The following is a 24,774-nucleotide window of genomic DNA, read 5'->3' as shown; positions in this document are numbered from 1 at the left end:
TCACGACAACGCGTAAACGTCCATCACCCAACCGTGCTCGGCGCGCAGGCGCGCACGAAGCTCGATCAACTCCTCGATCACGTCATCCAGGAGCCCGCTGCGCAACTCCTGCTGCGCCATTCCCAAGTAGGCACCCCAGTGGATGGCCAGGCCGCGACCGAGCAGGCTCTGACAGGCGAGCCCGCCGTCGAGCATCACCACGGTTGTGCCGGTCGAGGAGAGGTCCTCGGCCAGCCGCCGCCCGGTGGTGATCACGACAGGCTTGCCGATGTCGTGCAGGACGATCCGGTGTTCCGCAGCTAGCAACTGGACGGCGCTGATCCCGGGAAAAACCTTGAAGGGCAGGCCGATTCGATCGACGATCCGGATCGTGCTGTCGTAGAACGCGGGGTCACCCCACACCAGGAATCCGATGGTCGTGTCGGCGGGGAGGCCGGCGATCACGGCCTCGTACGCCTCCGCTCGCGCGGTATGCCAGTCGAGCACCGCGGCGCCGTAGTCACCGGTCGCGGCCCGGGTCGGATCGGCAACGGCGATGAACCGGTAGCCGCCCTCCGGCCGGTGGTGTTCGAGCACAGAGCGCCGCAAGGAGACCAGCTCCGACTTCACGTCGCCCTTGTCAGCGACCAGGAAGACATCGACCCCGCGCAACGCGGCGATCGCGTCGGCGGTGAGGTGGCCCGGCGATCCGCAACCGATGCCGATGATCTCGATAGTCATCGGGTCAGCTCCAGCAATGCGTCGAGATCGAGGCTCTCTTCCAATGCATCGGCGAGGGTGTCGATCATCGTTTCGCGGCGCTGGGCGAAGCCCGGAGCGTCGGGGTCGGGAGTCCAGGAGGACCCGGACGAGGCAGCGACCTTGGCCAGCCAGGCGCGCCGGAAATCGTCACACTCGAAGGTGCCGTGCCAGATCGTCCCCCACACCTGCCCGACCCGGCTACCGCCCGGGAACGAACGGTCGTCGTCGACGATGCCGTGGTGAATCTCGTAGCCGTGCAACGAAGTCCCCTCCCAGGAGCCGGTCGGACGGGCCAGCACCTTCGCCGCTTCGAACCGCACGCTCCAGGGCAGGTGGCCAAGTCCGGAGACTGCTCCGGAGCCGCTTTCAACGTCGTCTTCAATCGTGCGGGCGAGCATTTGGTAGCCACCGCAGATGCCCAGCACTGGCCGCTGCAGTTTGACCCGTTGAGCGATCACCTCGGCCAACCCGCGCGCCCGCAGCCAACCCAGGTCGTCAACGGTCGCCCGCGATCCAGGCAACACCAGCAGGTCGGCGTCGCGGCAGACCGCGGGGTCGGTCGTCACCCGAACCTCGACTCCCGGTTCCGCCGCCAAGGCGTCGACGTCGGTGGCGTTGGAGGTGCGCGGCAGGCGTACGACCGCAACGCTCAGCTGCCCGTCGGCCGACCCGCGCCACCGCCCGATCGACAGCGCATCTTCGCCGTCGAGCCAAACATCCTCGAGCCAGGACACCACGCCGTTGCAGGGCATTCCGGTGCGTTCGGTGATCGTGTCGATGCCGGGCAACAAGACCTCGACATCGCCGCGGAACTTGTTGACACACCAGGCCCTCAGCAGCCCCCGATCGGCCTCGTCGAGCAGCGCCCACGTTCCATAGACCGCGGCGAGCGCCCCACCGCGATCGATGTCGGCGACCAGCAGGCTCGGGATGTTGAATCGTCGCGCTAGCCCCATGTTCACGTAATCGCCGGCCCGCAGGTTGATCTCGGCGGGCGACCCGGCGCCCTCGCAGACGACCACGTCGACCGTCGCCGCCAGCTCTTCGTACGCCGCAAACGCCGCCTCGCGCAGCTTGGCGCGGCCGGTGGCGTATTCACCGGCGACGAGTTCGCCGGCCGCTTGGCCCCGCAGTACGACATGGGCTCGGCGGTCGCTGCCCGGTTTGAGCAGTACGGGGTTGTGCAGGGTGTTCGGCTCGACCCGGGCCGCGAGAGCCTGCAGGTATTGCGCCCGGCCAATCTCGCCGTCGGCGCAGACCATCGAGTTGTTGCTCATGTTTTGGGCTTTGAACGGGGCGACCGACAGACCCCGGCGGGCCCAAGCGCGCAGGATTCCGGTGACCAGCAACGACTTTCCCGCATCGGAGCTCGTCCCCGTCACCAAAAGCCCCGCCATGGTCGGTGAGTCTAGGTGGCCCAGTCGGCTGCGCCGTCGTGAGGAGCCGGTCGGTGCCGAAACCCCGGGTCGCAGGGGGCGACCCGGGGTTTCGAGAGGGTTTCCAACGGAGGTTTCGGCCCGGCTCAACCAACGCGGTCGGAGCGGGTTTCGGCCTGGCTCAACCACCGTGATCAGACGTCGACTTCCTCCATCGCAGCTTCCTTGGTGATGAGGTCGATGTGTTCGTCCATCCGCTCCTCCGGCAGGCGGAAGTGGATGGCGAAGTAGTAGATCGCGACGCTGAAGATCACCGTGATCAGGGCGCCCAAGCCGAAGCCGAGGCGCGCCTTGTCGTCGAGGTCACCGGCGAACCAGGAGATGATCGCCAGGCCAACCAGCCACGGCACCATCCAGAAACCGGCACGCCACTCGAATGATCCCTGCACGTGACCGGTCGCCCTGCTGATGCCCAGGAAGACCAGGCCGAGCAACACCGTGATGAACAGCTTGTAGTTGATCGTCCAGGTCGACCAGATCACGATCAGGTTCGAGCAGGCGAACGCCAACAGTGGGAACAGGTCGCCGCCGGGAACCCGGAACGGACGGTGCTGGTCTGGCTTCGTACGACGCAGCGCCCCCGCCGCGACCGGCCCCGACGCGAACGACAGCACGGTCGCCGAGGTGATGAACCCAACCAGCTGCTGCCAGCTCGGGAACGGCAGGAAGACGATCAGGCCGACCACGAACGCGACGACGAGGCTGACGAACGGCACCCCGTTCTTGTTCGTACGGGCCAGCGCTGCCGGAGCGTTGCCGTTGCGGGCCATGGCGTAGGACACCCGCGAGGTAGCGGTCGTGTAAATCAGACCGGTGTCTCCGGGGGAGATGATCGCGTCGGCGTAGAGCAGGTAGGCCAGCCAGCCGAGGCCGAGCGCGGTCGACAGGGCCGCCAGCGGGCCGAAGGAGTCCGCGAAGTTCAGCTGATCCCAGCCCTTGGCGAAGTCGCCGCCGTTCAGCGCACCGATGAAGGCGATCTGCAAGCCGATGTAAAGGACACCGCAGATGAGAACCGAACCGATGACGGTGATCGGAACGTTGCGGTGCGGGTTGTCGGTCTCACCGGCGAGCTCGATTCCCTGACGGAACCCGAGGAACGAGAAGACGATTCCGCTGGTCGCGATCGAGGTGAACACGCCCTCCCAGCCGAACGGCATGAATCCGCCGGGGCCGGAGGTGAAGTTGGAGGTGTGGAACTGGCTGAACAAGAAGGCGATGATCACCACGGTGATGATCGCCAGCTTCCACCACACCAGAGTGGTGTTGATCTTCTCGAACCACTTCACGCCCAGGTAGTTCACCAGCACGAACAGCCCCATCAGGACGACCGCGCTGATGTAGCCCAGGGTGGTCAGCGTGTGGACGCTGGTGCCGTCGCTCAGAGTGTGTTCGGAGGTGAACGCCGCGTACTTCGTGGCGTATTGCAGAGCCGCCTCGACCTCGATCGGCGCAACGGTGGCGCAGGCGATCCACAGGATCCAGCCGTTGGTGTAGCTACTGAAGTTACCGAAGGCGATATGTGGAAAACGCACCACACCGCCGGAGACGGGGAACATCGTGCCGAGCTCGGAGAAGACCAGGGCGATGATCAGCACCATCACCATGCCGATGGCCCAAGAGATCATCGCGGCCGGCCCGGCGAGCTTGGCCGCGTTCATCGCGCCGAACAGCCAGCCGGAGCCGATGATCGAGCCGACGCTTGCGAACAACAGCCCGATCAGGCCGACGTTTCGACGCAGTTCCGGTTGCTGAGCAACAGGTTCCGCTTGCTTCGCGGTCATGGGTATACAGGCCCCTTCGTACGATGGAATTCAGACTTGGCCGTCGTCCAACGTACGAAATATCCGCAGAGCTATGTGATGTTTCGACCCCCGAACTGAGGGGGATCTCGATTGGCGCCGCCTCGATCAGCGGCTGAATCGCAGCTCGCCGTCGACGATGGTCGCGAGCGCCTGCGCCGCAACGACTGCATCGACGTCGCCGAACAGATCGGTGTCGACGGCCACGAAATCGGCCAACTGGCCACGCTCGAGACTGCCGACGTCGTCCCACCCGGCGGCGTACGCCGCGCCGCGGCTGTGCGCGGCGAGCGCCTGCGCCATGGTGATCCGCTCCTGCGGTTGCCAACCACCGGCCGGGCTGCCGCCGGGCCGCTGCCGGGTCACGGCGGCGTGCAGCGCCACCCACGGATTCGCCGACTCGACCGGCGCATCGGAGCCGAACGCCAACGGAACGCCCGCCTCCAGGCAGGACCGCCAGCCGTACGACACGATGTCGTGGCCGGCAAGGATCGTGTCGACCAGTTCGAAGTCGCTGGTGCAATGCACCGGCTGCATCGAGGCGACGATCCCGCGCCGCGCCATCCGGGCGAGGTCGGCGCGCTGCAGGTGCTGGGCATGTTCGATGCGCAGCCGCAGCGTCGAGCCGGTCAGATCCAAGACGTGTTCGTACGCAGCGACGACGTCTGCTGCCGCCGCGTCACCAATCGCGTGGGTCGCGACCGCGATCCCCGCCCGCACGGCCAACTCGGTGTAGACCCGCAGCTGCTCGGGGGTCAGCGTCGGCACCCCGTGATGCCCCTCGGGGCTGTCGGCGAAAGCGTCGGTCATGTGGCAGGTGTGGGAGCCGAGCGCGCCGTCCGAGAAGAGCTTCAGCGGACCGACCCGCAGCATCGGGTCGCCCTCACCCGTACGCCGTCCTTGTTCCATCGCCAGCGGGAGGTCCTCGTGACGGATCGCCTTGCTGACCCGCATGTTCAGGTCGCCGCGTTCGCGCAGCGTCCGGAAGGCGGCGTGGATGTCTTCGTGGTCAATGTCGGTGATCGCGGTCAAGCCGAGGCCGAGCAGATCGTCCAGGCTCTGGCTCAGCAGGTCCGGGAGCCGGTCGGCGTCGTCGGGCGAGATCGAATCCATCGGCGTGCAGGCGGTTTCGCGCAGGACGCCGGTCAGCTCGCCGTCGGCATCGCGCTCCAACCGGCCACCGGCGGGGTCGGTCGTGTCGCGGTCGTAGCCGACCAGGTCCAGGGCCGCGGTGTTCACCCACAGTGAGTGGTAGTCAGCGCTGGCTATGGCCACCGGACGGCCGCCGCTGACCGCGTCGAGCGAGGCGCGCGTCGGCGCGTACGAACTGGGGCTCCAGACGCCGCCGGTGACCAGACCGCTGCCCGGGTGGGTGGCGAGGAACTCGCCCACCAGGCGAGCCGCTTCGGTCTCGTTGGCCGCGCCGCGGATGTCGACCGAGGTCCGCAGCCGGGCGACGCCACCGGTGTGGATGTGGGCGTCGTGCAACCCCGGGACGACCAGTGCGCCGGGCAGATCGCGGGTCGTGGCGGAGTGGGTGGCTGCCAACTGCGCGGCGTCGCCGTCGGCGACGATCCGGTTGCCGTCGACGAGCAGGCCGGTGACGAAGGACCTACCGGTCCAAATCCGTGGGTGGCGCCAAAGGGTGATCACGGCCACCAAGGTACGGCCGAAGGTTTCTCGGGTAGGTTCGGACCCGCCCGAAACGTCCGATGGAGTGAGCCCGCAGTGTCGACCGCAAAACCCCGTGTCCGCCGTACGCCCGCGCCCTGGTGGTTCGGCGCGTTGGTCGCGGTTCCGTTGGTGTTCGGAGTTGTCGGCGCCCAGGCCAGCCATGGCGGCATTGAACAGAACCTGAACAAGCGCACCACCAACGCGCTGCAGGCGGTCGGCATCACCGACGCAACGGTCACCTTCTCCGGCCGCGACGCCCACGTCGCGCTGAATGCTCAGGGCTCGCAGTCCGCCGTACACAGTGCGTTGGACGGTCTGTCCGGCCTTCGTCAGGTCACCGTGACTGGGGGCCAGCCGTGACCTGGTTGACGATCCAGACCGTGGCGTGGTGTCTGATCGGCTTCTGCGTCGGCGCGCTCGCTGCGTGGCTGCTGGCGGTCATGCTGTTCCCGCACGAGAACGAGGTCGCATCGCAGGCGATGGGTTCTGAGGCGCCTCGTTCCGAATCGACTGACGCGGAGGCGGACGCATGATCTGGCTGTTCCCCCACGTCTGGTTGTGGGTCCTGATCTGCGCGTTGCTCGGCTTCGCGATCACGTTCTACGCGATGGTTGGCCGTCGGCGTCCCAAGGCGGTGGGTGCCAGGAAGCCTGCTGCTCCTTCAGTCGCGACACCCGTTGTCGGTGAAGCTGTTACTGAACCTGATGCCGCATCTGTTGCTGAGCCCGTCGCCGCACCTGATGCGGCACCCGCCGCACCCGTCGTAGCGGAGCCGGTGCCCGCGACCCGCCAGGAGAAGCGCGAGGCCGCCCAGTCCAAGCGGCGCCGGGTGCGCAGTTACGAGATCGACGACGTGGAACTGCTCGAGTGGGCCCCCGGCGAGCAGTTCAGCGAGCCGGATCCGCGATGAGACTCCCGGCGCTGAGCGCGCCGCGCAGTCCGTTGTCCCGCCGTACCCTGCAGCAGGAAACCCTGCTGCTGCTCCTGCTCAGCCTGGGCGCGTCGGCGATTTATTCGTTCCTGTCCATCCTGCGCTCGCTATCGGCGGGGGTCGCGCTGAACAAGCAGACGACCACGATGAACGGCTCGCAGGCGTCGTCCTCGCTGCTGGACCTGACCTATCAACTCGTCGGAATCGGGCTGGGGGTCGTGCCGGCGCTGCTGGCGATTCACCTTCTGTCCCGGGAGATCCACGCCGCCCACCGGTTCATCGGATTCGACCTGACCCGCAAGGGCCCCGACCTCGTGCTCGGTGCGCTGTTGGCTGCGGTTGTCGGCATCCCCGGACTGCTGCTCTACGTCACGGCCCGGGCCGCCGGGCTCAACACCACCCTTGCGACCTCGGGATTGGGCGACCGCTGGTGGGCGATTCCAGTTCTGATCCTCTCCGCCGCGCAGAACGCTGTCCTGGAGGAGGTCGTGATGATCGGCTACCTCTACACGCGGTGGACCCAGGCCGGTTGGTCGTGGACTCGCGTGTGGGTCGGATCGGCGCTGATTCGCGGCAGCTATCACCTCTATCAGGGGTTCGGTGGGTTCGTCGGAAACCTGGTGATGGGCCTGCTATTCGGGCTCGTTTATCGCAAGGTGCGCCGAGTCGGCCCGCTGGTCGTCACGCACACGATCTTGGATGTCGTCGCGTTCGTGGGTTACGCGCTGCTGAAGGGCCATGTCAGCTGGTTGTGATCTGTGTTCGCGCGGCCGTCCGGCCTCCTATGATCGGGCCATGACCACTTCCGAGGACGACTTGGGCGCGCAGCTGCTGTCCGCGGTTGCCAAGGTGAACCGCTGGGCGACCAAGCACTCTGTGATGCCCATTCCCAGCGGCCAGGCCCGACTGCTCAGCCTCGTCGATCAATATGGAACCGCGCGTGTCGGCGAGTTAGCCGCAGCCGATCACTGCAGCCAGCCCACGATGACCGCCCAGGTGAAACGACTCGAGGAGCAGGGCTACCTGCAACGCACCGAGGATGAGAACGACGGCCGGGCCAGCCTGATCTCGCTGACCGACACCGGTCGCGGCGCGCTCGCGCAGGTGCGCGTTGCCCGTTCGGCCACCATCACGCCCGTCCTGAACCAGTTGTCCGACGAGGACCGCAGGACGCTAGTCCGGGCCAACCAGTTGTTGCGTCAGATCGCCGGTAAGGACTGATCGGCCAGACCTTTGGCGGCCAGTACGACGCTCGCCGCGGTCCACGACAACGGGGCCACCGCCGCTGGGGTGCCCGTTTCGAGAACCTTCTCGGGGTAGGACCCGCCGACCGTACGGTGGTCGGCCAGCCACTGCAGCAGCAACTCCGCCTCGGTAACCCGCCCGCTGAATGCGAAAGCCGCTGCAACAGTGGCAGTTTCGGGCGTCCAACTGATCCCGTCGGGGCGCCAGGACGATCCAGGCGCGTAACCACCGGCGGGTCTTTTCAATCGCGGCAGGTTCGCACGTAGCGCTTGGAGCGGTCGCTGATCGATCGCATCACGAAACGGCGGCAGCAGGAACGCGGCGCCGATATCGGGGTCGTCCTTACCGAGATGGCGCGGATAACCCTCGGCGCCGAAGGTGTCTGCGATCGCCGCGTCGAGGCGTTTTCCGGCCGCCGTCGCGCGGCGGGCCCGGTCGGTGTCACCGAGCAGGGACAGCAGTCGGATGGCGGACTCCAGACCGGCGGCCAAGACCGCGCAGGTCGCCAGGGTGATGCCGCGTTCGTCGACCTCCCAGTAGTCCGGGCTGGGCGCCGGTAATCCGTCGATCGTCGCGGTCAGAATGCGGTCGACACTGCGGGTGATCATCGGAGCCAACTGCGTTGCGACAGTGCGTGGCTCGGCAAATTGTCCGGCCACCCGGTCGGTTGCCCAGAGCACCCACCCCGTTCCATCGAGCTGGCGCTCGCGGTGATCGGGAGAGCGGGTGGTGCCCGGGACGTACCGGGCCTCGAACCAGCCATTCGCTGGCTGGACTCGCTGCAGGTAGGCGAGGGTGGCGAGCGCGAGGTCGGCGCCGCCGGTGAGGGATTGAGCGACCGCACCAACCGAGGCGTCGCGCGGCCAGGTGTAGCGCCAGAGCGGTGACCAGCCGGCGACCGGAGAGGCGAGGCCGTGGCTCAACACGTGAAGGTCCTGCAGAGCGCTGCGCGTCGCATCGGCGTACGGCCCCTGCCGGGTCCAAGCGGGCGCGGAACCGATCATCGCGCGCTCGGTCGCGACGAGGGTGTCGACGTCGGAAGCGGCGGCGACCACCCGAGTGTCCGGGACTAGTTGGCCGATTTGGTCCGGGGTGATGAGCGTTCGGTTGTCAGCGCCCGCGTTGGCGTCGGGGTCGTCAGGGGAGATCCCTAGCGCGACGGTGGCAGAGTAGAGCGGGATGTCGCGGGGGTGCTTTGCGCGCGGCCACGCCGCCCACCCGGTCGCGCCGGTAACGGCGAGGACGGAGCCGGTGAGCACAGTCCGCCGAGACGGTCGCCCTCCCTGCTGCATAGCGGAAGCCTAGGAGCCCGCGCGTTTGGGCCTGGAGAAGGGCGGCGTTTGCGACAGGGCCGCCTGCCTGTCACCTGGTCGGCCTAGGCTGTGCGGCATGGCTGCCAAGCACCCCGCCGCTCGGGCCGAGGACGCGTTCAACAGGGCGCTTGCCTCCACCCTGCGTCGGCGCGGCTTTCGCAACCGGGTGCTCGGCTACACCGGCTACGGGTCGCCGCGGTTCGCGCGGGTGATGGGGCGGCTCGTGCTGTCCAAAGCGGGCGACGAACCCTCCGGGCCGCTTGATGCCCCCGTACGCCGTGGCATTCGGGCCTTTCTGGCCGCGCCGCAGACGGACCGTGATGTGACGATCGAGTTCGGCCGGGCATCGATGACCGTTCGAACCGACCGAGGCGGCTACTTCGATGTCGACCTGACCGATCACGGCCTGGGCGCCGGCTGGCATCACGCGCGGGTCAGTTCCGGCGACGCCGTCACCGACGTCGCGCTGCAGATCATCGGCGACGACATCGACTTCGGGATCATCAGCGATATCGACGACACCTGCTTGATCACCTCGCTACCGCGGCCGATGCTCGCGGCCTACAACACGTTCGTGCTCGAGGAGACCGCGCGCCGGGTGGTGCCCGGAATGTCGGCGCTCTATCGCTCGCTGCTGGCCCATCACCCCAGCTCGCCGATCATTTACCTCTCCACCGGGGCGTGGAACACCCAGCCGGTGCTTGCGCGCTTCTTCGCCCGCCACGGATTCCCGGCCGGATCTCTGCTGATGACCGACTGGGGCGCCACCGAAACCGCGGTGTTCCGCAGCGGCAGTGACCACAAGCGCACCCAATTGCGCCGTCTTGCAACCGAATTCCCGAACATTCGCTGGCTGCTGGTTGGAGACGACGGCCAACACGACCCAGAGCTCTACGACGAGTTCACGAACGACCACCCGGACAATGTGCGCGCCATCGCGATCCGCCAGTTGACCGTTGCCCAGAAGGTGCTCTCCCACGGCCACCCCCTCTCGCGCGACGACGGCCGAATGTCGCCGGTGTTCAAGGTCGAGGGTCCCGACGGATTCGCGCTTCATCAGGAATTGCAGCCGTTGCGCGAGGCTGGCCGTGCCTGAGCTGCCTGAGGTCGAGGCTCTGACCGGATTCCTACGCGAGAAGCTGGTCGGGGTCGTTCTGGCCGAAGTGGAGCTCGCGTCGTTCAGCGTTCTGAAGACCTACACCCCGGCGCCGCAGGCGCTCGCCGGCCTGTTCGTCACCGACGTTCGCCGCCACGGCAAGTGGATCGACCTCGACGTCGACGGTCTCCACCTGGTGTTCCACCTGTCGCGGGCCGGCTGGCTGCGCTGGTATGACAAAGCCCCCGCCACCCGACTGCGACCCGGCGGGAAATCGCCGGTCGCCTTGCGGGTCAGTTTCGCCGACGGCAGCGCCTTCGACCTGACCGAACAGGGCACTCAGAAGCGGTTGGCGGCCTACATCGTGAAGGACGCGGCCGACGTCCCGGGCATTGCTTCGCTAGGGCCCGACCCGCTGGTCGACGGCTTCTCCCGCGGGGAGTTCGCGGCGATTCTGAAGGGTCGCCGTTCCCAGATCAAGGGCGTTCTGCGCGACCAGTCGTTGCTGGCCGGCGTCGGCAATGCCTACTCCGACGAGGTGCTCCACATTGCGAAACTCTCGCCTTATGCGATCGCCGACGCGCTGAGCGAGGAGCAGGTCACGACGTTGTACGAAGCCCTCGTCACCACCCTGCGGGCGGCGGTCGAGACCTCGACCGGGAAGCCTGCCAAGGATCTCAAGGACGCCAAGCGCGCCGGAATGCGAGTCCACGGCCGAGCCGGGCAGGCGTGTCCGGAGTGTGGCGACGTGGTGCGCGAGGTGTCCTTCGCTGACCGTTCGATGCAATATTGCGCGACCTGTCAGACCGGCGGGAAACCGCTGGCCGATCGACGGATGTCCCGCCTGCTGAAGTAGGTCAGATGACCGACGGCTCGGCGCCGCCCTGGTTGACGACTTGCTTGCCCTCGAACGCCCACTGCTTCATGCCACCGGAGACATTGGCGACGTCGAAGCCCTGCTGTTCAAGCCAGGCGACAGCTCGGCCTGAGCGGTTGCCCGAGCGGCAGATCACCGGTAGCGGGTCGCCCTCGGGGAGTTCGCCCAGGCGGTCGGGCACCTCGCCCAGCGGAATGTGGACGGCGTTCGGCGCGTGGCCGGCGTCCCACTCGTCCTGCTCGCGCACGTCGAGGATGACGGCGTCGTCGGCGATGTCCTTCGGCTGCAGGTCTGCACTCATGGGTCCAGCCTAGAGCGGAGTGTCGCGGGGTCGGAGTTCACATCTGCTGAAGTTCGCGGCGTCGTCGGCCGGATCCCGCGGAACGGCGCGGGTGGTTGGCCACCCAACGGCCTGAACTCCAGCGGTTACGAAGCCGATTAGCATCGCCCCCATGAAAATCTTGTCCATCCAGAGCTCGGTCGCCTATGGCCACGCCGGCAACTCCTCCGCGGTGTTCCCGTTGCAGCGCCTGGGCCATGAGGTTTGGCCGGTTTACACCGTGCACTTCTCCAACCACACCGGCTACGGACAGTGGCGCGGGCCGGTGTTCGAGCCGGAGACCGTCCGCGAGGTGATCACTGGGATCGAGGAGCGCGGGGTACTGCCGGAATGTGACGCGGTGTTGTCCGGCTACCTGGGAGCTGACGCGATCGGCGCGGTGATCCTGGACGCTGTCGCTCGGGTCAAGGCGGCGAACCCGAACGCGATCTATTGCGCCGACCCAGTGATGGGCGATGTGGGGCGCGGCTTCTTCGTACGCCCCGGCATTCCCGAGTTCATGCGAGACGAGGTGGTGCCGGCCGCCGACATCATCACCCCCAACCAATTCGAGCTGGAGTTCCTGACCGGCACCGAGATCCGATCGGTCGATGAGTTGCTCGCTGCCGCCCATCAGGTCCGCGAGCGGGGCCCGAAGACTGTGTTGGTCACCTCGGTGCAGACCGATCAGACTCCGGCGGACTCTGTGCAAATGGCCGCAGTCACCGCCGAGGGCGCGTGGATTGTCACGACCCCCCTGCTGCCGATGTACGTCAGTGGCGCCGGCGACGCGACTGCCGCAATCTTCCTGGCTCACCTGCTCACCGACCCGGTCGACGAGGCGCTCGCCGCCACCGCCGACTCGGTCTTCGCCATCATGCAGGCCACCCACGAGCAGGGCAGTCGAGAGATCGCGCTCGTTGCCTCGCAAGAGCGGATCGCGCACCCGCAGGGCCGGTTCAAGGTCGCCCCACTACGCCCGTAGTAAAGGCTTCTCGTCGCTATAGCGACCACTTTCCCGGCCCACGCGTGACACGCTGACGCGGTGACTCCGATCAGCAAGGCGTGGCATTGGCAGCGTGAGCAGATGGCCGAGGGTGGGCAATACGCCTCGACCATCGCGATGCGCGGTCTGGGCACGATGCTGCTCATCGACGTCGTGGTTCCCGTTGGCACTTATTACGTCGCGCGCGGATTCGGCGCGAGTGTCACCGTCGCGCTGCTGATCGCGACAGTCGCCTCAGCCATTCGCAATGTGCAGGTGATGGTCAAGCAGCGCGAGGTCGATGGCTTCGCCGCCTTCATGTTTGTGGTGCTCGCGGTTGGTCTGGTCGCCTCGCTCTGGACCGGTGACCCACGGTTCATGCTGCTCAAGGGTGCGATCGGCGGGTTGCTCGCCGGGGTCGCGTTCTCCGCGTCATCGTTGATCAAGCGACCGTTGTCGTTCGAGATTGCGAAGCGGCTGGCCGGCGACGACCACGCCCGTGGCGATCTGCGGCGCGGGTGGAGTGAGTCGAAGGCTTTCCGTCGCGGGATGCACCTGATGACCCAGGCGTGGGGTCTCGGGCTCATCGCCGACGGGGTGATCTCGATGGCGATGATCTACACACTGCCGATCGACACCTCGGTGTGGGCGATGACGGTTCTGAAGGTCATCACCTTCACCGCTCTCGGAGCGTGGAACGTCTGGTTCGTCGAGTTCTCCCGCAAACTCGCGCGCGAGATGGGTCGACGGCGCCACTTGTCCGCCATCGCGGCGCGATGACGCCACCGTTTTGACGGACAAACGGTCAGAGGCGGTGGGCCATCGCCACGTCGTCCTCATCGCCCCAGCTGAATCGCAGACCGCCAACCACCCGACCGGTTTCGACATAGCCGAGCTGCCAGTAGAACCGCTCGAGCCCGGTGCCCCCGCGATAACCGATCTCGCAGATCTCCACCCCTTGTTCGCGCGCGACACGATGCAGCCCGGCCATCAGCAGCCGACCGAGATTGTGGCCACGATGCGCCGGGTCGGTCATCACCCGATAGAGCGTCGCGCGGTGTCGCGTCGAGAACCACGTTCCGCGCTGCACGATCCCGAAGGCGAGGAGTTCGCCGTACGCTGTCGGGTCGTCCCAGGTCTGCACCGTCGGTGCATGCAGGCGTACGAGGGTTGAACCCTCCGCGGCCAGGTGGCCGTCGAGCGCTGCCACGACCTCAGCACGGGGAGATTCGCCCTCCCAGCCCACGGCACCGCCGGCCGCGTTGACCCGACACCACAAGTCGACCAGGGCGTCGTAGCAATCACCGACACCGGTGCGGATCATCGGCGACTCGAACAGCAGGTTGGCGGGCTGGTCGACCGGGTCCCGCGGCGCCTGGAACGGACCAAGCCCCACCATCCCGGCGCGCTCGACGGTGCGCAGTGACGGTTCGTTAGAGGGGGCCACCCGCGCGATCACCGGCAGATCGGAATGGAACTCGAGCGCGTACGCCGTTGCTGCAGAAGCGATCTCGGTAGCCAGGCCTGCTCCGCGCACCGTGGGGTCGAGCCGGTAATAGAGGTTCAGGTAGCGCCGACCCTCATGCTCCAGTGGGCGTACGCCGCCGATCCCGACCGGGATCCCGTCCCGTTCGGCGATCCAATAGCCGATGCCCTCGCGCTCCCAGGACGCCTGCCAGGTGATGAGTGCCTCGCGCGCGTCGGCGTCCCTGCGCGGCTGCTCCGACATGAGCTCATAACCCTCGGGATCGGTGTGCCAGGCCAGGATTCTCGGGTCGGCGATATCCGCGGCGATGAGCGGTCGCAGGGTGAGGCGGGCGGCCCGTACGATCGTCACTTCGTCATCCTTGCACCGGTCATCGGAGCGCCTCAGCCCGTGGTTTCCGGGCTTGCGGTCGCGCCCGCGATCAGTTCGATCAGCACGTAGGTGTCCTCGTACCGCGCCACGACGCTGCGGCCGGCTTCAGTCAGCGTCGCACGGGCGAGTTGGTGCACCCGCGCACCGTCCATCGGCCACCCGGCCGGTTGCGGCTTCCAGTGGCAAAGCAGCACCTCGCCGTCCTCGGTGAGCGATCGAGCGACACGATGCAGCAGTTGCTCCCAGCGACGCGGACCGAGGAAGTAGCCGACCTCCGAGAGCACGACCAGGTCGAACAGGCCTTCCGGCCACTGCTCGGGCACCTCGCAATGCAGCACCTCGACCGTGGCCGGCGTCCGATCGGCGGCGATCTTGACGGCGGTCGGGCTCTTGTCGACGGCAATCACCCGGTCGCAGCGCTCGGCCAGCGCGGTCGCGAGGGTGCCGATCGACGCGCCGACCTCCAGCGCCTGGCGATACCGGGGACGGCCGAGGAATGCGAGGCTGAGCGCGCGCTTGCGCTCCTCGTACCAGGAGTCGTCGACGTTCCACGGGTCACGGCGGTCGCGGTGCACGGCGTCCAAAGCGTGGTCCGTGGCAGGTTGCTGGGGCAGCAAGATCTCGAAATCCCGGTCGAAGTGGGCGAGCACCCGCGGGTCGAGCAGGCACTCGTCGCCGGGCCGGTCGGACAGCGGTTCGACCTGGGTGACGTGGGTGCGGACTGCCGCCCGTTTGGCTGCGCGGTCGGGCACGGCGATGGAGTGCGCGCCCTCCCACGGAAAGCGCCCGGTCTCGCACCAGTGCCACGCCCAGATCGGATAGCCCAAATGCACGGCGTCCGTACGTTGGGCCGCGATCGCCGCCGCCGCGGCTGCCGCGGCGTGGTCGGGGTGCCGGTCGGCATGCCAGGGCGACAGCACCAAGGGGCTCTGCGCGTCAGCACCGACGGCGCGCACGATGGCCGACACCGCAGCCTCGAGGTGGTCGGCCAGCCGCCCGTCGGGAAGACCGAGCGTTGTCGTCGTCGCCTGCGGGTTCAACAGCCGTACGGCCGCGCGGACCTCCTCGACCCGCGCCGCGGCCAGCCGGGTCGCGGTCCAAGTGGCGGAGTCGGGATGCGAGGCTGCGCCGTCGGTGAGAACCACGACCTCGACTGGAACTTGTGCCGCGAGCATCAGCCCACCCGCACCGAGGGTCTCGTCGTCAGGATGAGCGGCGACCACGACGATGCGGTCGTACGCGCTCAGGTCAAGCGGCGCCGGCTGGTGCTCGGCCAGGGCGGTGGCCCATTGTGATTCCGGAGTGCCGGGGGTGGCGAGGTCGAACGTCTCGCTCATCGCGGTTGGACGATCGCGCCGATCGCGGCGAGGTCACGTTCCGCGTGCCACTGGCGCAGGTAAAGGTGCAGGTCAGCGACCCGCGCAGCGTGTGTTTCGTCCTGGGTCAGCGGCGCTGGCCCGAGTGCGTGGTCACTCACCGCGAGGACGGTCTCGGCGGTCATCGCGCAGGCGGCCCGCACCCGGCCGGCGAGCAGACCGGGGTCGTCGACGCGGCCGTCGTCGACCGCCTGCGCCGCGGCCCGCAGTGTCGCGAGAGCTGTATGGGTCACAACATCACAGCGGCCGAGATGCATCAGCGCGATCTGGTCGGGCGGCCGCCGGTTCCCTGCGGCTTTCAGGGTGTCGAAGAGCGCCAGAGCGGCGCCGAGCCAGATCGCAGCGACCCCGACACCGCCCCAGGCGAACCCGGGTCGCCGGAGGTACCACCCGGGCCCGCCCACCGGCCGGGCGGGGACGGCCTCGAACTCCACTGGGCTGCTGTCCACCGCCGAGAGTCCGCGCGCAACCCACTCCCCCGACCGGACCCGTACGCCTGGGGCTTTCAGGTCGACCTCGAACAGTCCGCGCCGCTCGTCGTCGACCCAAGCCGTGATCAACGCGCGGTCCAGCTGTCCGGCCAGTGAGCACCACGGCTTGGTGCCGTTCAGCTGGATGGTGTCGCCGGTCTCCCGGGCGGAGAGGCGCATGCCCGGGCCCTCGGCGGCGAAGACGCCGTAGGTGCCGGGCGCGGGTTCGATGCCCGCTTCGTCCAGGATCGACACAGCATCGAGATGCGGTTCAAGGGCGCGGGCGACGGTGAGGTCGATTCCGCCGAGCCGGACGAGCGCATCCCAGAGCTCCTCGGTGCGGCCGGAGGCGGGTCGGGGCAATTCGCGGACGAACTCCTGAGCCAGGGCGAGCGCGCCCGCCGGGTCACCGGCGGACTTGGCCGCTTGGTCGTACAGGTCCATCGTCGCTCCTTCACCTCGTCCAGGCTGAGTGTGCGTTTGGTTCGCCGATGTGTCCACCACCCGTAGGCGGACACCCCGAAGGGTGAATTCAGTCGATCGCGTGCGTTTCGGCCGATTCGACGATATCCGGATGGGACCGTGAGCGTAGGTCGGTCCGTTGAAAGGTTCTGTGATGTGTGTGGTCGGGTCCGCGTGAGGGTGCGAGAGCTGTTCGTGGTCGTTCCGGCCCGCGACGAGGAAGCGTTGCTGCCCGCCTGCCTTCAGGCGCTGCAGGCGGCCGTCGCGGCATCACCGGTGCGGGTGACCACGGTGGTCGTGCTGGACCGATGCACCGACGGATCCGCGGAGGTCGTTGCCGAGCACCCGTGGGTGGTTCCCGTCGTCAGCGACGCAGGGCAAGTCGGCTCCGCCCGACGAATCGGGGTACGGGAGGCGGTCCGTCACGCCGGGATCGATGACCCAGACCGTTGCTGGCTGGCCAGCACCGACGCCGACACGCTGGTTCCGCCCGACTGGCTGGCCATCCAGGTGGGATTCGCCGACGCGGGAAACGATGCCGTCCTGGGCACGGTCGTACCGGACGGTGGCGACCTCGACCCGCGAGTGTTGCGGCGCTGGCACCAGCGGCACACACTGCAGGAAGGGCACCCGTACGTGCACGGGGCCAACCTCGGGGTCCGGCTCAGCGCCTACTGTGCCGCCGGCGGATTCCCGCCCATCGCTGTGCACGAGGATGTCGAGTTGGTTGCGGCGCTGCGCCGCACCGGCGCCTCGGTCGTGGCGACCGCGACGATGCAGGTGCGCACCTCGGCGCGCACGCTCGGGCGCACCCCGCCGGCGTTCGCCGGCTACCTACGGGAGCTGGAGGACCCTCAGCGTCCAGCGCGGTAGCCACCCTGGAAGCCGGACTCGCCTTCGACCAGGATCTGCTTCGCGGAGCCGACGATCAGCGGGTCGGGATAACCGACCGTACGCACGTCCTTGTTGAGGTACGGCGTGTTCGCCAAGACGTAGCGCATCGCTTCCAGCCGGGCGCGCTTCTTGTCGTTGCTCTTGATGACCGTCCACGGCGCCCACGAGGTGTCGGTCGCGGAGAACATCGCTTCCTTGGCCTCGGTATAGGCGTCGAACTTGTCCAGCGACGCGAGGTCGGTGGGGGAGAGTTTCCACTGCTTGACCGGGTCAATGCGCCGGCGTTCGAACCTGGTCAGCTGCTCTTGCTGGCCGACTGAGAACCAGAACTTCATCAGGATCACGCCGCTGCGCACCAGCATGTCCTCGAACTCCGGGCAGCTGCGCATGAACTCCTCGTATTGGGCGTCGGTGCAATAGCCCATGACCCGCTCAACGCCCGCGCGGTTATACCAAGAGCGGTCGAAGAAAACGATCTCGCCGGCGGCGGGTAGGTGGGCGACGTAGCGCTGGAAATACCACTGCGTCATCTCGCGCTCGGTGGGCCGCTCGAGCGCGACCACGCGCGCACCGCGGGGGTTGAGGTGCTCGGTGAAACGCTTGATCGCGCCACCCTTGCCGGCCGCGTCGCGGCCTTCGAAGAGGACGACGATCTTGGCGCCGCTGGCCTTCACCCAGGCCTGGAGTTTGAGCATTTCGATCTGCAGGTCGCGCTTGATCCGCTCGTATTCTTGGCGGGTCATCTTCTGGTTGTACGGATAGCCGACCTTCCAGGTCTCATCCGCCATGGCGGTGGTGATGACCTCGTCGGGAACGTCGGCGATCTTCGTCTTGGGCACCTTGACCTGCTTGGCCTTCTGCGAAGGTGCGTTCTCGCTGCTGGGCATGCAGACGTTTTACCGGTGCTCGGTGAACAACTAGTGTCGCCCACTCAACCCGTTGGTTGAGCCGGGGGCTCCCGGTCTCGACACGCGCTCGAGGCTGCGTGGCGGGGCTGCTTTACAGGACCGGCAGGTGCGGCGGCCGCCTGGCCGAGCGCGCCGGGGTGTAGTTCAGGATGCCGACGCCCTTGGTCAGCGTGGCCAGGCCGCCGGCCACGGCCAAAAGAACGATCGATGCGACTCGCTAGCGAAATATCTGAAGAATCCTAGAGTCACCCATACAGTGCTCGAATGGACCCGATTCGCAATCCGTACGCCCCCGGTGCCGGCCAGCGGCCGCCCGAACTTGCCGGTCGTGACGAGCAACTCGAGAACTTCCGCGTCGTGCTGGAGCGGATTTCCCGCGGCCGTCCCGAGCGCTCGATGGTCTTGTGTGGCTTGCGGGGCGTGGGAAAGACGGTGTTGCTCAATGCGCTTCGTTCGTCGGCCGTGCGCGCGAAGTGGGGAACCGGCAAGCTCGAAGCGCGACCTGACCAGCGGCTGCGCCGGCCGCTGTCGAGCGCCCTGCATCAAGCCGTACGCGAGTTGGGCCACACCCAGACCGACGACGTCGACCACGTTCTCGGGGTGATCAAGGCGTTCGCGCAGCGCGATGCCGCGCCGAATGCGAAGTTGAAGGATCGGTGGAGCCCGGGCATTGATGCGCCCGCGGTGAGTGGTCGCGCTGACTCCGGTGACATCGAGATCGACCTGGTCGAGTTGCTGTCGGACGCGGGTGGGTTGGCTGCCGACCTTGGTCGAGGCATCGCGATCTTCATCGATGAGATGCAGGACCTGCACCCCGAAGACGTGTCGGCGCTCTGCGCGGCATGCCATGAGATCAGCCAGTCGGGGTTGCCGGTGATCGTGCTGGGGGCCGGCTTGCCGCATTTGCCTGCCGTTCTGTCTGCGTCGAAGTCATACAGCGAGCGGCTGTTCCGTTACGTACGGATCGACCGTCTCCCGCGCGAGGCGGCCGATCGCGCGCTACAGGCGCCGGCCGCGCAGGAGGAAGCCGCCTTTGAGCCGGCCGCCCTGGACGCGATGTATGAGCTCACCGGTGGCTATCCCTACTTCATCCAGGCGTACGGACAGGTTGTCTGGGAGCGAGCAACACAGTCGCCAATTCGGGCGTCCGACGTGGCGGTCGCCGCCCCGGCTGCGGAGGCAGAACTGGCGGTCGGTTTCTTCGGGTCGCGCTACGAGCGGGCGACACCGGGGGAGCGGGAGTATCTGCGGGCGATGGCCCAGGCGGCTTCGCGGCTGGCTGAGGTGGAGCGCGACGAGGTCGGCTCGGTTCCCACCTCTGATGTCGCCGACGTTCTTGGTCGCAAGCCGCAATCCCTTTCTCCGGCAAGGGATGCGCTGTTGAAGAAGGGGCTGGTCTACTCCAATGAGCGGGGCCGGGTTGCGTTCACGGTGCCGCACTTTGGGAAGTATCTGCGGACGGTCAGCTGACCTCCCTGGTCGAGCCGGTTTCGTTCCGCCAGCTGAGCGAGCGGCGCCGTCGTGCGTCATTGCGGTCTCATCATCGCCATGCCGGCGAATTTTGTATGGCGGGGTAGCGTTTCGGCCGTGTCTGAAGATATGACCTCCGCGTCCGACAGTGCGGAGCACGAGCCGACGCTGATCGACCCGCACGCCTTGCAGAACTGTCTCGATGTGCTCGCGCTGGTGAAGGATCTGCCGCCGGAGCACCCGCAGGCGGAGCAGGTCCGGCACGCGACGGCGCGGATCTACAAGACGTGGAAGGTCAACCGGCGCAACCTGAAGCAAGCCGCAATCGTCGCCAACGACGACGCCGTGACTGCTGCGACCGCGACCGGTGCGCCGACCCGGATCGATGATGAGACGCAGGGTCTGCCGCTGGTGTCCTACGCCGCGGGCGCGCTCGCGGGACGGCTCATCAAGCCGCGCGCTGCTGACCGGTGGCCGGGCGAAGATCGAGATGTACATCGCGCTGCGGCTGCTGCGCGACGGTGCACACACCACGATCACGACCCGCTTCCCGAACGACGCGATCCGCCGGTTCAAGGCCATGGAGGACAGCGCCGACTGGATCCACCGGCTGCGCATCGTAGGTATCGATCTCCGTGACCCGGCCCAGGTTGTTGCGCTCGCTGACTCAGTCGCAGAGCAGGGACCGCTGGACATCCTGATCAACAACGCAGCGCAGACGGTCCGCCGCTCACCCGGTGCATACGCACCACTCGCAGCAGCCGAATCTGCCCCACTACCAAGCGGATTGCTGCCAGCCGTCGTCACGTTCGACCACGTCAGTGATGCGCACCCGGCGGCGCTGATCGGGTCTCTCGACGCGCATCCGGTCGCGCACGCCACCGTCGCGCCCGAGTCTGTTGCGGCTCTCGCACTGCGGGCCGGCTCGGCGACTCCGGATCGAATCGCGGCGGGAACCGCGATCGATGCCGGTGGGCTCGTGCCTGACCAGACCTCGATCAACAGCTGGACGCAGCGAGTCGACGAGGTTGACGCCCTCGAACTGCTCGAAGTCCAACTGTGCAACTCCACGGCACCGTTCATCCTCATCAGCCGACTGCGGCCGGCGCTCGCTGCATCGTCACACCGGCGGACGTACGTCGTGAACGTGTCGGCGATGGAGGGGCAGTTCTCGCGCAAGTACAAAGGCCCGGGACACCCGCACACCAACATGGCCAAGGCCGCGCTCAACATGCTGACGCGCACCAGCGCCAAGGAGATGCTCGAGACAGACGGCATCCTGATGACAGCTGTGGACACGGGTTGGATCACTGACGAGCGACCGCACACCACCAAGACGCGGATGGCCGAAGAGGGCTTCCACGCGCCGCTTGATCTGGTCGATGGCGCCGCTCGTGTCTACGACCCTGTCGTGCGACGCGAGCGCGGGGAAGACCTCTACGGCTGCTTCCTCAAGGACTACGAACCCAGCCCCTGGTAAGGGCCTGCCCAGGGGCCGGTCGCGGTGGCCTACCTGCGAGGGACCGGCGCCGCGTTACGACAGTGGGGCGGTCAGTTCGATGTTGATGTTGTCCGGGTCTTGAAAGGACAAGATGGCCAAGCCCGCGTCGGTCAGGTCGGTCACTTCCCCGTGCTCGATACCGGCGTCGGATAGTGCGGTGGCGGCATTCACCAAGTCGTCCCGCGATTCCACCACGAAGCTTACGTGATCGAGCCCGGTCCGGTCTGCATCGAAGGTGTCGGCGCCCACCGGTCGTAGGCCGAACAAGGTGCCTTGGGGGGTTTGGTAGATCGTGCCGCCGTAGAACTTCTCCTGCGACGTTCGCACCCCCGGTTCGTCAACCTGATCAGAGGAGTCGATCGCGACGGGCCAGCCAAACACGCGGTCGTAGAATTCCTTGGATCGACGGATGTCAGTCACCGTCAACCGAACATGGGCAAAACCGGAACTGCGAATGAGTGCCATGTTCACCAACGTAACTGGGTGCTACTCCCATACGCGCTCTTAGCCGCGATCGATCCGCAGCACCGCGAACAACCCGGCCGCCACCAGACAGATCACCGCGTTGACCCCGAGCGCGGTGCTGACCCCGTCGAGCATTCCGCTCGGGGCAGTCGCGCCCGCCGCGGTGGCGATGGTCGACATAACCGGGGTGCCGAGGGTGATTCCGACTTGTTGGCTCATCGTCGCCAAGCCGGTGGCCAGCCCTTGTTCCGCGTCGGGCAGACCGGCGGTCGCGGTCACCATGAACCCGACGATGGCCAGCAGATTGGCGATCCCGCCGACGAAGGTCGTAACGAGCAACACGACCAGCGAGCTCGTCGAGGCACCCAGGAAGGCGAGCGGGACCGTCGCGCCGCCTTGCACGGCCAGCCCGACGACGATCGCCTGTGGACCACCGATCCGGCCAATGATGCGCGGCGCGATGCTGCCGCCAATCACCGTTCCGACGCCGAGAACGGCGAAGGTGAGGCCGGCTTGGAGCGGGGTGTAGCCGCTTACGTTCTGCAGGTAGACGGTCAGCCGAGTGATCGGCACTTTCATGAACGAAGCCATCGCGATGGTGGCCGAAGGTGTTCACCCGGCCTCGGTTGAGCAGGCCGGTCTGCAGGCGGGCTATCCGGCCGCGCCGCTGCAGTTGGCGGACGAACTGAATCTGACGCTGATGAGCAAAATCCAGAAGGAGACGCGCGCCGGTCTGGAAGCCGACGGCAAGGGCGACTCCTACTTCCACCACCCCGCCTACGACGTGGTCGACCAGATCATCGCCGAGGGTCGCAAGGGGAAGCTGGGCGGCGCCGGGTTCTACGACTACGCCGATGGCAAGCGCACCGGCCTGTGGCCGGGCCTGGTCGAGAAGTTCGGTGACGACAAGGAACTGCCCTTCGAAGACATGAAGGAGCGGATGCTTTTCGCCGAGGCGCTGGAAACGGTGAAGTGCTTCGACGAAGGTGTGTTGCGCTCGGTTGAAGACGCCAACATCGGCTCGATCTTCGGCATCGGCTTCCCGGGCTGGACCGGCGGAGTTGTGCAATACATCAACGGCTTCCCCGGTGGCCTGACCGGCTTCGTCGCCCGCGCTCGCGCACTGGCCGAGAATTACGGCCCGCAGTTCGTGCCGCCGGCTTCGTTGGTAGCAAAGGCTGAGGCCGGCCAGACGTACTGATCGCCTAGTCTGACCCAAACACCCCGCTGCGCCGATTCCTAGGAGTCGGCAGAGCGGGGTGTTTTTGGTGCTGCTCGGCCTTAGCTGGCTCCCGCGGCTAGCTTCGTACGGCGGCGATCGGGAGGCCGTGGTCGTGGCCCCACGCTTCCCATTCGGCCGCCGAGCGCGTCTTGAAGACCGCGACGAGTTCGGCCGGGGTGCCGGTGATGCGCAACTGCTCGAGCAGCCCGGTCCAGAAGTGAGCTTCGAGCGCGGCGAGGGCGACAAAGCCGTCGCTTGCGGCGTACAACGAATACTGCGGGAGCGCTCCGCTGAGGATTCCGCCTCGGGTGGTGAGCCCGTGCTTGGCGGGCTGAGCCATCGTGGCCGCGACATCACTCAACGCCACCTCGCGGTAGCTGCCGGCGCCGGTGCGTTGCGCGAAGAGCAGCGCGGCAACCCCGTCGGCAACCGCGCGCTCGGCGCCGGCCAAGTCGGCAATCGGCACAATCGGCAGCTGCGGTGGGCTCAGCGTTCCGACGGTCGCTTGATAGGTCAGGTCGTGACCGGCGATCTCGGCTTCGGGGCCGGGGTGGCCAACGATCGCCACCTGGCTCAGCTGCGGCAGCCTGGCGTGCAGGCTGGACCAGTCGAGCCCGAGTCGGGCCAACGCTGAAGGCCGGCTGGAGGTCAGCAGCAGGTCGCTTTCGGCCAGGGTGTTCCAGAGTGACTCGCGAGCGGCCGCATCTTTCAGGTCGAGCGTGACGACCTGTTGCCCGCCCACCAGTTGCCGGTAGTAATCGGGGGCTCCCAGCGCGAGTGGATCTCCCGACGGCGGCTCGATCTTGGTGACATGGGCCCCCAGTTCGGCCAGCCGGGCCGCCGCGGCCGGTCCGGGCAGGTTGATCGCCAGGCTGACGATCCGGAGGCCATCCAGGGGTCGAGTGGCGGCGCTGTCTGGGCTCATCGCCCCAACCTAGGAGCGGGTTGATGGGGAGGCAGTTTGCGCCCAACGAAATGCCACGGTCGGTTGCGGTGTTGTGATGGTCGTGCCGCGCTGCTGCGTGGCGCAGACCTCTATCGCAAGGAGAGTTCATGCCGTACGAAGCTGTGAACGAGACGCTGTACACGATCGGTGCGACCGCCAAGGGTGGCCGCGAGGGCAACGTCCGAAGCGAGGACGGCATCGTCGACCTGCCGTTGGGCAAGCCGGGCAGCAAGTCCAACCCGAAGGCCAACCCGGAGACCTTGTTTGCCGCCGGCTACGCCGCCTGCTTTTCCGGCGCCCTGAACGCGGTCGCCAGCCAGGCTGGCATCGACGCCAGTGAGTCGACGGTCACCGCCGACGTCACCTTCGGCAAAACCGACAGCGGCTACGGCCTCTCGGTTTCGCTGCTGGCCAAGATCCCCGGTGTTGATGCGGCCAAGGCGCAGGAGTTGACCGAGCAGGCTCACGCGTTCTGCCCCTACTCCAAGGCGACCCGCGGCAACATCGACGTGACGGTCAAGGGCGAACCTGCCTGACCAGCAACTGAATTGGTGGAGGGGCGGCCCGGTGGGTCGCCCCTTCCTTCATGAGGTGGAGGAGTCACCGGCGCGCTGGCGCGAGGGTGGTTCCAAACATAAGCAACTGGACTTCCACGTGGATCTATCTATGTACTCACTGTGAGTGAACCACCCTGGGTTTGATGGAGGCTCGATCTATTGGATTCCAACCCCGGCGGGGTCAGCTTCTTGGGCAGCATAGAACGCTGCTTCGTACTCGGCTGGCGGA

Annotated in this window: 26 protein-coding genes and 1 pseudogene; 14 read left to right on the top strand and 13 right to left on the bottom strand. The window is 67.2% G+C overall.

Features of this window, described 5'->3' with window-relative positions; all coding sequences use genetic code 11:
* From cobF to ACYU98_RS02790, 4 genes are all read right to left on the bottom strand, one after another.
* The gene (cobF, locus tag ACYU98_RS02805) at window positions 1–720 is read right to left on the bottom strand and encodes a precorrin-6A synthase (deacetylating) (protein WP_460466668.1); all 720 of its coding nucleotides are present in this window, start codon (window positions 718–720) and stop codon (window positions 1–3) included.
* The gene (locus tag ACYU98_RS02800) at window positions 717–2,138 is read right to left on the bottom strand and encodes a cobyric acid synthase (protein WP_460466667.1); all 1,422 of its coding nucleotides are present in this window, start codon (window positions 2,136–2,138) and stop codon (window positions 717–719) included. The genes cobF and ACYU98_RS02800 overlap by 4 nt, the downstream gene beginning before the upstream one ends.
* 173 nt (window positions 2,139–2,311) lie before the next feature.
* Window positions 2,312–3,958, bottom strand: coding sequence for an APC family permease (locus ACYU98_RS02795; RefSeq protein WP_460466666.1), 1,647 nt, complete (start codon window positions 3,956–3,958; stop codon window positions 2,312–2,314).
* A gap of 126 nt (window positions 3,959–4,084) precedes the next feature.
* Window positions 4,085–5,629 (bottom strand): amidohydrolase, encoded by a 1,545-nt coding sequence (locus ACYU98_RS02790; protein WP_460466665.1) that lies wholly within the window; start codon window positions 5,627–5,629, stop codon window positions 4,085–4,087.
* A gap of 75 nt (window positions 5,630–5,704) precedes the next feature.
* On the opposite strand from ACYU98_RS02790, the gene ACYU98_RS02785 reads away from it, so the two are divergent.
* From ACYU98_RS02785 to ACYU98_RS02765, 5 genes are read left to right on the top strand one after another with little or no spacing between them, the layout of a single operon-like run.
* Complete coding sequence (locus ACYU98_RS02785; protein WP_460466664.1) at window positions 5,705–6,010, top strand: hypothetical protein; 306 nt, start codon at window positions 5,705–5,707, stop codon at window positions 6,008–6,010.
* Window positions 6,007–6,183 carry a hypothetical protein gene (locus tag ACYU98_RS02780; protein WP_460466663.1) on the top strand — a complete coding sequence of 59 codons (177 nt, stop codon included), beginning with the start codon at window positions 6,007–6,009 and terminating at the stop codon, window positions 6,181–6,183. Before ACYU98_RS02785 ends, ACYU98_RS02780 begins: the two co-directional genes overlap by 4 nt.
* Complete coding sequence (locus tag ACYU98_RS02775; protein ID WP_460466662.1) at window positions 6,180–6,560, top strand: hypothetical protein; 381 nt, start codon at window positions 6,180–6,182, stop codon at window positions 6,558–6,560. Before ACYU98_RS02780 ends, ACYU98_RS02775 begins: the two co-directional genes overlap by 4 nt.
* Window positions 6,557–7,336 carry a CPBP family intramembrane glutamic endopeptidase gene (locus tag ACYU98_RS02770; RefSeq protein ID WP_460466661.1) on the top strand — a complete coding sequence of 260 codons (780 nt, stop codon included), beginning with the start codon at window positions 6,557–6,559 and terminating at the stop codon, window positions 7,334–7,336. The genes ACYU98_RS02775 and ACYU98_RS02770 overlap by 4 nt, the downstream gene beginning before the upstream one ends.
* A gap of 40 nt (window positions 7,337–7,376) precedes the next feature.
* On the top strand, window positions 7,377–7,802 hold the full coding sequence (locus ACYU98_RS02765) for a MarR family winged helix-turn-helix transcriptional regulator (protein ID WP_460466660.1): 426 nt from the start codon (window positions 7,377–7,379) through the stop codon (window positions 7,800–7,802).
* Here ACYU98_RS02765 and ACYU98_RS02760 read toward each other — a convergent pair.
* Complete coding sequence (locus tag ACYU98_RS02760; protein WP_460466659.1) at window positions 7,781–9,118, bottom strand: glycoside hydrolase family 15 protein; 1,338 nt, start codon at window positions 9,116–9,118, stop codon at window positions 7,781–7,783. The genes ACYU98_RS02765 and ACYU98_RS02760 overlap by 22 nt on opposite strands.
* Window positions 9,119–9,215: 97 nt before the next feature.
* Here ACYU98_RS02760 and ACYU98_RS02755 point away from each other — a divergent pair, with 97 nt between their 5' ends.
* Both ACYU98_RS02755 and ACYU98_RS02750 read left to right on the top strand, forming a co-directional pair.
* The gene (locus ACYU98_RS02755) at window positions 9,216–10,235 is read left to right on the top strand and encodes an App1 family protein (protein ID WP_460466658.1); all 1,020 of its coding nucleotides are present in this window, start codon (window positions 9,216–9,218) and stop codon (window positions 10,233–10,235) included.
* Entirely contained in the window at window positions 10,228–11,091 is an 864-nt protein-coding gene (locus ACYU98_RS02750; protein ID WP_460466657.1) for an Fpg/Nei family DNA glycosylase, read from the top strand. Before ACYU98_RS02755 ends, ACYU98_RS02750 begins: the two co-directional genes overlap by 8 nt.
* 1 nt (window position 11,092) lies before the next feature.
* Here the strand turns inward: ACYU98_RS02750 and ACYU98_RS02745 are convergent, their stop codons facing one another.
* On the bottom strand, window positions 11,093–11,413 hold the full coding sequence (locus ACYU98_RS02745; protein WP_460466656.1) for a rhodanese-like domain-containing protein: 321 nt from the start codon (window positions 11,411–11,413) through the stop codon (window positions 11,093–11,095).
* A gap of 151 nt (window positions 11,414–11,564) precedes the next feature.
* Between ACYU98_RS02745 and pdxY the strand changes: the two genes are divergently transcribed.
* Complete coding sequence (gene pdxY, locus ACYU98_RS02740) at window positions 11,565–12,416, top strand: pyridoxal kinase PdxY (RefSeq protein WP_460466655.1); 852 nt, start codon at window positions 11,565–11,567, stop codon at window positions 12,414–12,416.
* Window positions 12,417–12,476: 60 nt separating this feature from the next.
* On the top strand, window positions 12,477–13,196 hold the full coding sequence (locus ACYU98_RS02735; protein WP_460466654.1) for a VC0807 family protein: 720 nt from the start codon (window positions 12,477–12,479) through the stop codon (window positions 13,194–13,196).
* A gap of 25 nt (window positions 13,197–13,221) precedes the next feature.
* On the opposite strand, the gene ACYU98_RS02730 is transcribed toward ACYU98_RS02735, so the two are convergent.
* Genes ACYU98_RS02730 through ACYU98_RS02720 form a run of 3 tightly spaced genes read right to left on the bottom strand, consistent with a single transcriptional unit; the run spans window position 13,222 to window position 16,564 of the window.
* Window positions 13,222–14,253 (bottom strand): GNAT family N-acetyltransferase, encoded by a 1,032-nt coding sequence (locus ACYU98_RS02730; RefSeq protein WP_460466653.1) that lies wholly within the window; start codon window positions 14,251–14,253, stop codon window positions 13,222–13,224.
* A gap of 32 nt (window positions 14,254–14,285) precedes the next feature.
* On the bottom strand, window positions 14,286–15,611 hold the full coding sequence (locus tag ACYU98_RS02725) for a PIG-L family deacetylase (protein WP_460466652.1): 1,326 nt from the start codon (window positions 15,609–15,611) through the stop codon (window positions 14,286–14,288).
* Window positions 15,608–16,564 carry an acyl-CoA dehydrogenase gene (locus ACYU98_RS02720; protein ID WP_460466651.1) on the bottom strand — a complete coding sequence of 319 codons (957 nt, stop codon included), beginning with the start codon at window positions 16,562–16,564 and terminating at the stop codon, window positions 15,608–15,610. The genes ACYU98_RS02725 and ACYU98_RS02720 overlap by 4 nt, the downstream gene beginning before the upstream one ends.
* A gap of 192 nt (window positions 16,565–16,756) precedes the next feature.
* Between ACYU98_RS02720 and ACYU98_RS02715 the strand changes: the two genes are divergently transcribed.
* The gene (locus ACYU98_RS02715; RefSeq protein WP_460466650.1) at window positions 16,757–17,455 is read left to right on the top strand and encodes a glycosyltransferase family 2 protein; all 699 of its coding nucleotides are present in this window, start codon (window positions 16,757–16,759) and stop codon (window positions 17,453–17,455) included.
* On the opposite strand, the gene ppk2 is transcribed toward ACYU98_RS02715, so the two are convergent.
* Entirely contained in the window at window positions 17,437–18,363 is a 927-nt protein-coding gene (ppk2, locus tag ACYU98_RS02710) for a polyphosphate kinase 2 (RefSeq protein ID WP_460466649.1), read from the bottom strand. The two genes, ACYU98_RS02715 and ppk2, sit on opposite strands and share 19 nt — an antisense overlap.
* Window positions 18,364–18,648: 285 nt before the next feature.
* Between ppk2 and ACYU98_RS02705 the strand changes: the two genes are divergently transcribed.
* Both ACYU98_RS02705 and ACYU98_RS02700 read left to right on the top strand, forming a co-directional pair.
* Window positions 18,649–19,854, top strand: a complete 1,206-nt coding sequence (locus ACYU98_RS02705; RefSeq protein WP_460466648.1) for an ATP-binding protein — start codon at window positions 18,649–18,651, stop codon at window positions 19,852–19,854.
* Between the two features lie 129 nt (window positions 19,855–19,983).
* A pseudogene (locus ACYU98_RS02700) lies at window positions 19,984–21,334 on the top strand (SDR family NAD(P)-dependent oxidoreductase).
* 54 nt (window positions 21,335–21,388) lie between these two features.
* Here ACYU98_RS02700 and ACYU98_RS02695 read toward each other — a convergent pair.
* Entirely contained in the window at window positions 21,389–21,820 is a 432-nt protein-coding gene (locus ACYU98_RS02695) for a VOC family protein (RefSeq protein WP_460466647.1), read from the bottom strand.
* A gap of 39 nt (window positions 21,821–21,859) precedes the next feature.
* Window positions 21,860–22,411, bottom strand: a complete 552-nt coding sequence (locus ACYU98_RS02690) for an MFS transporter (RefSeq protein ID WP_460466646.1) — start codon at window positions 22,409–22,411, stop codon at window positions 21,860–21,862.
* Here ACYU98_RS02690 and ACYU98_RS02685 point away from each other — a divergent pair.
* Entirely contained in the window at window positions 22,398–23,021 is a 624-nt protein-coding gene (locus tag ACYU98_RS02685) for a 3-hydroxyacyl-CoA dehydrogenase family protein (protein ID WP_460466645.1), read from the top strand. The two genes, ACYU98_RS02690 and ACYU98_RS02685, sit on opposite strands and share 14 nt — an antisense overlap.
* Before the next feature lie 97 nt (window positions 23,022–23,118).
* Here the strand turns inward: ACYU98_RS02685 and ACYU98_RS02680 are convergent, their stop codons facing one another.
* A complete protein-coding gene (locus ACYU98_RS02680; RefSeq protein ID WP_460466644.1) occupies window positions 23,119–23,967 on the bottom strand; it encodes a CoA transferase in 849 nt (282 codons plus the stop codon).
* A gap of 128 nt (window positions 23,968–24,095) precedes the next feature.
* Here ACYU98_RS02680 and ACYU98_RS02675 point away from each other — a divergent pair, with 128 nt between their 5' ends.
* Window positions 24,096–24,524, top strand: coding sequence for an organic hydroperoxide resistance protein (locus ACYU98_RS02675; RefSeq protein ID WP_460466643.1), 429 nt, complete (start codon window positions 24,096–24,098; stop codon window positions 24,522–24,524).
* Window positions 24,525–24,774: the final 250 nt, after the last annotated feature.

This window comes from Calidifontibacter terrae, assembly GCF_054778835.1.
The sequence above is the reverse complement of the archived record's forward strand: the minus strand, read 5'-3'. Positions and strand labels throughout refer to the sequence as shown.